At 51.5% G+C, this 6,602-nt stretch carries 9 protein-coding genes; 6 read left to right on the top strand and 3 right to left on the bottom strand.

The genetic code is table 11. From position 1 onward, the window contains the following. A complete protein-coding gene (locus tag JIG40_RS21605; RefSeq protein WP_020332565.1) occupies nt 1-477 on the top strand; it encodes a DUF494 family protein in 477 nt (158 codons plus the stop codon). A 30-nt stretch (nt 478-507) separates the two neighbouring features. Then, nucleotides 508-1,095, top strand: coding sequence for a type I DNA topoisomerase (locus JIG40_RS21610; RefSeq protein ID WP_199466073.1), 588 nt, complete (start codon nt 508-510; stop codon nt 1,093-1,095). 33 nt (nt 1,096-1,128) lie between these two features. Here the strand turns inward: JIG40_RS21610 and JIG40_RS21615 are convergent, their stop codons facing one another. Together JIG40_RS21615 and purE are read right to left on the bottom strand one after the other, a co-directional pair. Continuing rightward, complete coding sequence (locus tag JIG40_RS21615; RefSeq protein WP_199466074.1) at nt 1,129-2,262, bottom strand: 5-(carboxyamino)imidazole ribonucleotide synthase; 1,134 nt, start codon at nt 2,260-2,262, stop codon at nt 1,129-1,131. A 3-nt stretch (nt 2,263-2,265) separates the two neighbouring features. Beyond that, a complete protein-coding gene (gene purE / locus JIG40_RS21620) occupies nt 2,266-2,751 on the bottom strand; it encodes a 5-(carboxyamino)imidazole ribonucleotide mutase (protein ID WP_199466075.1) in 486 nt (161 codons plus the stop codon). 197 nt (nt 2,752-2,948) lie between these two features. Here purE and JIG40_RS21625 point away from each other — a divergent pair, with 197 nt between their 5' ends. Genes JIG40_RS21625 through JIG40_RS21640 form a run of 4 tightly spaced genes read left to right on the top strand, consistent with a single transcriptional unit; the run spans nt 2,949 to nt 5,600 of the window. Next, a complete protein-coding gene (locus JIG40_RS21625; RefSeq protein WP_154183775.1) occupies nt 2,949-3,506 on the top strand; it encodes an L-threonylcarbamoyladenylate synthase in 558 nt (185 codons plus the stop codon). A 19-nt stretch (nt 3,507-3,525) separates the two neighbouring features. Then, complete coding sequence (gene hemF, locus JIG40_RS21630; protein ID WP_199466076.1) at nt 3,526-4,440, top strand: oxygen-dependent coproporphyrinogen oxidase; 915 nt, start codon at nt 3,526-3,528, stop codon at nt 4,438-4,440. Nucleotides 4,441-4,500: 60 nt separating this feature from the next. Then, entirely contained in the window at nt 4,501-5,331 is an 831-nt protein-coding gene (gene aroE / locus JIG40_RS21635) for a shikimate dehydrogenase (RefSeq protein WP_154183773.1), read from the top strand. A 2-nt stretch (nt 5,332-5,333) separates the two neighbouring features. Next, nucleotides 5,334-5,600, top strand: a complete 267-nt coding sequence (locus JIG40_RS21640) for a DUF1488 domain-containing protein (RefSeq protein ID WP_100268997.1) — start codon at nt 5,334-5,336, stop codon at nt 5,598-5,600. On the opposite strand, the gene JIG40_RS21645 is transcribed toward JIG40_RS21640, so the two are convergent. Further along, nucleotides 5,593-6,141: a gamma carbonic anhydrase family protein gene (locus tag JIG40_RS21645; protein WP_020332557.1), complete on the bottom strand. Its 549-nt coding sequence runs from the start codon at nt 6,139-6,141 to the stop codon at nt 5,593-5,595. The genes JIG40_RS21640 and JIG40_RS21645 overlap by 8 nt on opposite strands. Nucleotides 6,142-6,602: the final 461 nt, after the last annotated feature.

Consider the following 6,602-nt stretch of genomic DNA (forward strand, 5'->3'; position numbering starts at 1 on the left):
ATGATGATGGATATTCTGATGTATCTATTTGAAACTTATATCCATAGCGATGCAGAGTTGCAAGTGGACCAAGACGAACTCGAAGATGAACTGCTTCGGGCCGGATTTCACCAAAAAGACATCTACAAAGCCCTTCACTGGTTAGAAGAGCTGGCTGCGCTGCAGCAGACCGATGCACATTCCGCGATTGCAACCAGCGCGGCCACATCAGTGCGTATCTTTACCGCGCAGGAAATGGAGCGTTTGGATACGGAATCGCGCGGTTTTTTGATGTTCCTTGAGCAAATCAAAGTGCTGACACCTGAAACGCGTGAGATGGTGATTGATCGCGTCATGGGCTTGGAAACCAATGAGTTTGAACTCGATGACCTCAAGTGGATCATTCTGATGGTGCTATTTAATGTGCCAGGGAATGAAAATGCTTACACGCTAATGGAAGAGCTGTTGTACAGCAAAGAGCAAGGTATTGTTCATTAAGTAAGATTAGTGGCAACGTAAGTAGTACACATGAGCGGTAAAAAAATCGATCACCAGTTGTTTTCAGCCCATGAGCAGGCGCTGAATCACGAACCGTGTCCCAAATGCGGCGCTGCGTTGCAGCTTCGACACGGCAAACACGGTCCTTTCTTGGGTTGCAGTCAGTATCCTGGCTGCGACTTCATTAAACCCCTGTATCAGAATGACGGCCATATCATCAAAGAGCTTGGCGTGCCGTGCCCGGAGTGTGGACATGAACTGGTGTTGCGGCAGGGACGCTACGGTATGTTTATCGGCTGTAGCCATTATCCTGAATGTCATCATATTGAGTCGCCGGACACGGCACCACAAGAATTGGTGGTAGAAACCCAGATTACTTGCCCTGAATGTGGCAAAGGCCATTTGGTTGAACGTAAGAATCGCTTTGGCAAGGCATTTTTTGCTTGTGACGCGTTTCCAAAATGCAAATTTGCACTCAATCAACCACCCGTGGTGGGGCAGTGCCAAGCGTGCGGTTATCCGTTGCTGATTGAAAAGAAACTCGCCAGTGGTACCAAGTATCAGTGTGCCGACAAAAAATGTGGTCACACTCAAACCGAAATGAAAAACGGCGCTTAATCGCGCCGTTTTTGTTGGTATTGAATTCAGGGTCTAGTGCTTAATCTGCTGCGCCACTTCCTGTACCGCCGGAAAGGCTGTTGGATCGAGAACTGCTGCCAGTTGACATAGCTTACGTTGTAATTCGCCACTGTAATCGGCGGTGACGTTGATGTGACCCATTTTGCGTCCGGGACGTTTGTCTTTGCCATACCAGTGAATATGGCAGCCTTCCATCGCCAGCAGAGCATCAGGCAAGGTGTCTTCACCCAGAATGTTGATCATCGCAGTTTCGCGAATCAGCTTGGTGCTGCCCAGTGGCAGTCCGCACACCGCGCGCAGATGATTTTCAAACTGACAGGTTTCTGCGCCCTGCTGAGTCCAGTGGCCAGAGTTGTGCACGCGCGGCGCAATTTCATTGACCAGCAACGTCCCCTGGACGTCGAAAAACTCCAGCGCCAGCACGCCGACGTAATTCAGGCTTTCAGCCACGGCGGTAAACATCTGCTTCGCTTGCTCTTGTAATTCTGGCGCATCAATAGCGGTCGACAGGCTGAGGACGCCGTTCACGTGCACGTTCTCGGCCAGTGGATACACCGCGATCTCGCCATCTTTGCCACGCGCGCCAACCAGCGACACTTCGCGATCAAAGGGCACGAACTCTTCCGCCACAATCGCCTGTTGCTCAGATGCCGCCAGTGCTTGTGCCATGTCGGCCCAAATCGTGTCGCTATCTTGTGGGGTTTTGAGACGCCATTGGCCTTTGCCATCATAGCCACCCAAGGCGGTTTTCAGCACCATGGGAATGCCGACGTAATCAATCGCAGCATCAAATTCAGCGCGGTTGGTGATCACTGCGTATTTGGCGTTGCGTACGCCCGCGTTGTCCAGCAGTGCTTTTTCTAGACGGCGATCGCCACCGGCTTTAATCGCGTCGGTACTTGGCAGAAATTTTCCGCTGCGTTCACACACGGCCAGCACATCGTGAGGAATGTGTTCAAATTCGGCGGTAATCACATCCGCACCGGCAATTGCCTGTTCCAAACCATGGCCAATTACAGCCTGCGTCAGCGGATGCACCACGTTCTGGGTATTGACGTCAAAGGCTGAAATTTCAATGTTGAGCGGCGCCCCGGCCAGAGACATCATGCGCGCGAGTTGACCGGAACCTAATACCAATACGTGCATGATTTATTCCTCGGCTGGGTTTGGGTTAGCCAGCACGGCTTCGGTTTGTGCGGCGCGGAATGCTTCCACTTTCGCCATCACGCTTTCATCGAATGCACCAATGATTTGTGCAGCCAGCAGCCCTGCATTCGCGGCGCCAGCTTCACCAATCGCCAGAGTGCCGACCGCGATGCCTTTAGGCATCTGAACGATAGAATAAAGAGAGTCGATGCCCGACAACGCACGCGACTGTACCGGAACGCCCAGTACGGGTAGGCTGGTGAATGCCGCGGTCATGCCGGGAAGGTGTGCCGCGCCGCCAGCGCCAGCGATGATCACTTTTAGTCCACGCTCTTTGGCACTGGTGGCGTAACCGGCCAGAAGTTGAGGGGTACGGTGCGCGGAAACCACTTTGGTTTCGTAAGCAACACCAAATTGATCCAGCATCTCTGCTGCAAGCTTCATGGTTGGCCAATCCGATTTTGAACCCATGATAATGCCGACTTTCATCTCAAACTCCTTCAAGCGTTATAAATTAGGTGAGCGTTTGTGCGCGCATTATACGGGGATTTTACTTTCAAGCAAACGTTTGCGCAGTGATTGAAAGTGTAGCGGTATAATTTATCCCGAATTAGATTTAGCCGTTGCGCCGGATAATTTGTACACTAGGCCGCAAATAAAAAGTCAGCTCAACTTAGGAAACTCTGGTGAATAATTTTGAACATACACTGCAAGCGTTGCAGTCCGGTGAAGTGATCGCTTATCCCACTGAAGGTGTGTTTGGTGTCGGGTGTGATCCGGACAATCCGCAGGCGATTGAAAAGTTGCTGCAACTCAAGCAGCGTCCGGTCGAGAAGGGCCTGATTCTGATCGCTGCGTCGTACCAACAACTGCTGCCTTATATTGATGAAAGCCAACTGACTCAAGAGCAGTTGGAGCGAGTGCAGTCGACCTGGCCGGGGCCGGTGACCTGGATCATGCCAGCCAGCGAGCGTGTCTCGCATTGGGTGAGCGGCCAGTTTGATACCATCGCCGTGCGCGTGACCGATCATCCGTTGGTGCAGAAGCTGTGTTTGGCGTATGGCAAGCCGCTGACCTCAACCAGTGCGAATCTGTCGGGTTTGCCACCATGCATGACCACACAGGAAGTCGAACAGCAGCTCGGTGATAAGCTGGTGGCGATTCTGCAAGGCGAAACCGGTGGACGCAATAAGCCCAGTGAAATTCGCGATGCCAAAACGCTCCAGGTACTGAGACAAGGCTAAGTCAGCAAAGGAAGTAACGATGCCAACCATCAATAAAGAAGCCGTCAAACAATTTCTGTTGTCGCTACAAGACAGCATTTGCCAGCAGTTGGAAGCCGTCGATGGCGGTGCCACATTTGAAGAAGATGCCTGGCATCGTGAGCCGGGCGAAAAGCTCGGCGGCGGTGGTCGCACGCGCGTGATGCGTCATGGTCATGTGTTTGAACAGGGCGGGGTGAATTTCTCCCATGTGGAAGGTCAGCAGATGCCCGCATCGGCAACCGCACACCGCCCGGAACTGGCCGGACGCCGTTTTGAAGCCATGGGCGTGTCATTAGTGATGCACCCCAAGAACCCATACGTACCGACTTCGCATGCGAACGTGCGTTTTTTCATTGCTGAAAAAGAGGGTGAGGCGCCGATTTGGTGGTTTGGCGGCGGATTTGATCTCACGCCCTTCTATCCGTTTGAGCAGGATTGTCATGAGTGGCACCGTGTGGCAAAAGCACTGTGCGCGCCGTTTGGTGATGACGTTTACGCCGAGCATAAAGCATGGTGCGATCGTTACTTCTATCTGCCGCATCGCGAGGAAACCCGCGGTATCGGCGGGTTGTTCTTTGACGATCTCAATCAGTGGAGCTTTGAGCAGTGCTTTGACTATATTAAGGCGGTCGGCGAAGGGTACACGCAGGCGTATCTGCCGATTGTCGAGCGCCGCAAAGCGACTCCGTATGGCGAACGCGAACGCGAGTTCCAGCTCTACCGTCGTGGCCGTTATGTCGAATTTAACTTGGTCTTTGACCGCGGCACTTTGTTTGGCCTGCAATCGGGTGGACGCACCGAGTCGATTCTGATGTCAATGCCGCCGTTGGCGCGCTGGGAATATCGTTATCAGCCACAGGCGGGGAGCGCCGAAGCGGAATTACAGCAATTTTTAGTACCGCGCGAGTGGTGACAGAGCCAGTGGTGAGTGATAGGGTCGCATACAGCGACCCTCTTTCTTTCAGGCAGGAACATGGATTTTCAACACGATCAGTATGCGGTGTTCGGCAACCCGATCGGCCACAGTAAATCACCTTTCATTCATACCTTATTTGCCCGTCAAACCAATCAGGCCATGACCTACACCGCGCAACTCGCGCCCGTGGATGGTTTTGTGCAAGCCGCGACAGATTTCTTTGCCCACGGCGGTAAAGGGTGCAACATCACCGTTCCGTTTAAAGAAGCGGCGTTCACGTTTGCCACCCGCTTGACGGAACGGGCGCAACTGGCTGGCGCGGTTAACACGCTTAAAAAACTCGATGATGGCGGTATTCTGGGGGACAACACGGATGGTGAAGGTCTGGTGCAGGATCTGATGTTGCATCAGGTGCCGTTGCAAGACGCGCGAATTTTGTTGATTGGTTCCGGCGGCGCGGCGCGTGGTGTGCTCAAGCCTTTATTAGATAAACAGCCAGCCAGCATCACCATTACGAACCGCACCTTTGCCAAAGCGCAGCAGTTAGCGGAGAGCTTTGCTCCGTACGGTAAGGTGAACGCTGTGGAAATGGCGCAGCTGAATTCCGGTTTTGATGTCATCATCAACTCGACGTCGGCCAGTCTGGATGGTGCCTTACCGGATATCTCCGCCGCGATTTTCCAGCCGACCAGTGTGGCGTACGACATGATGTATGGTAAAGGTCACACCATTTTCAACCAATGGGCATTAGACAGTGGGTGTGCTCAGGCGTATGACGGTTTGGGGATGCTGGTGGGGCAGGCGGCAGAAAGTTTTATGTTATGGCGTGGTTTACGTCCGGGGACGAAACAGATTCTGCGTGAACTGCGCAAAAACTTAGAAGGTTAATCATGAACCAATCGATCTTATTTCCGGATATGCAAACTTGGAATGATGAGCTGCAAGCCGTGGTGTTTCCTGCACAGCAGGCCGGAGCGCTCATTGAATGTGTCGTGACGCTTGCCGAACTCAGCCGTCTGTCGGCACAGACGATTGATGGTGAGCAACAGGCTCTGGCTATTTTTCAGACACTGCGTTTTGATTTGGAAGAAATAGCGGAAGCGCTGATTGAAGAAGAAGACTACAATCAGCGCGGACAAATCGAAGTGGTTAGCTAACGGCTTCAACCGACGTCAGGTAGTCATTTTTATTCTGAACGTAGTTTTGTGCGGACTTTACTAAAAAGGCCCTTTCTTTTTCATTTAGAGGACGAGCCTGTTTCACCGGGCTGCCTATATATAGATAGCCGCTTTCTAAGCGTTTTCCAGGTGGGACTAAACTGCCCGCACCGATCATCACATCACTTTCTACTACTACGCCATCCAATACGATAGCGCCCATGCCGACTAACACGCGATCTTGGATGGTGCAGCCATGCAACATCACTTTATGCCCTACGGTCACGTCTTCACCGATAATCAGCGGATAGCCGTCTGGATTTTCGTTATTCTTGTGCGTCACATGCAACACACTTCCATCCTGAATATTGGAGCGCGCGCCGATCACAATGTGGTTCACATCACCGCGAGCCGCCACCAGAGGCCAAATACTGGCGTCATTACCAATCTTGATGTCGCCAACGAGAACGGAACTCTCATCTATATAGACACGTTCACCGATCTGTGGAGTGATTCCTTTATAACTACGAATAGCGCTCATTACGCCTCCTTATCTGGGCTGTTTAGGGCAGTTTAGAAGTGAAAGAGTAGTAGAAATAGCCCTTGGTGAATAAAAAACAGTCAAACAGTTAAAAAATCAAAAAAAACGTGAAAAAGCGCTTGCCAATGTGAGCTCGATCTCTATAATGCCCCCTCGCTGACACGGCAAAGCTTCGAAAGAAACAAAAGCAGTTCAGCAAGGTCGTTTTCAGAGCTGAAAAGCTCGCGAAAATAAACTGAAAAAAGTGTTTGACACGACAGTTTATCTCGCTAAAATGGCCGCCTCTTCCACGGTGATTCGGTCACTGAAGCAGGAAGAAAGCTCTTTAACAACTTAAACCTATCAATCTGTGTGGGCACTCGTTGATGATAATCGCAAAAGATTTATCAATGAACTGAGTGACCAATTTGATACTTCGGTATCGAGCACAGTCAATTCAACATTACGTAGTAATGTTATCA

It is taken from the genome of Vibrio sp. bablab_jr001, from assembly GCF_016464285.1.
Taxonomy (GTDB): domain Bacteria; phylum Pseudomonadota; class Gammaproteobacteria; order Enterobacterales; family Vibrionaceae; genus Vibrio; species Vibrio fluvialis.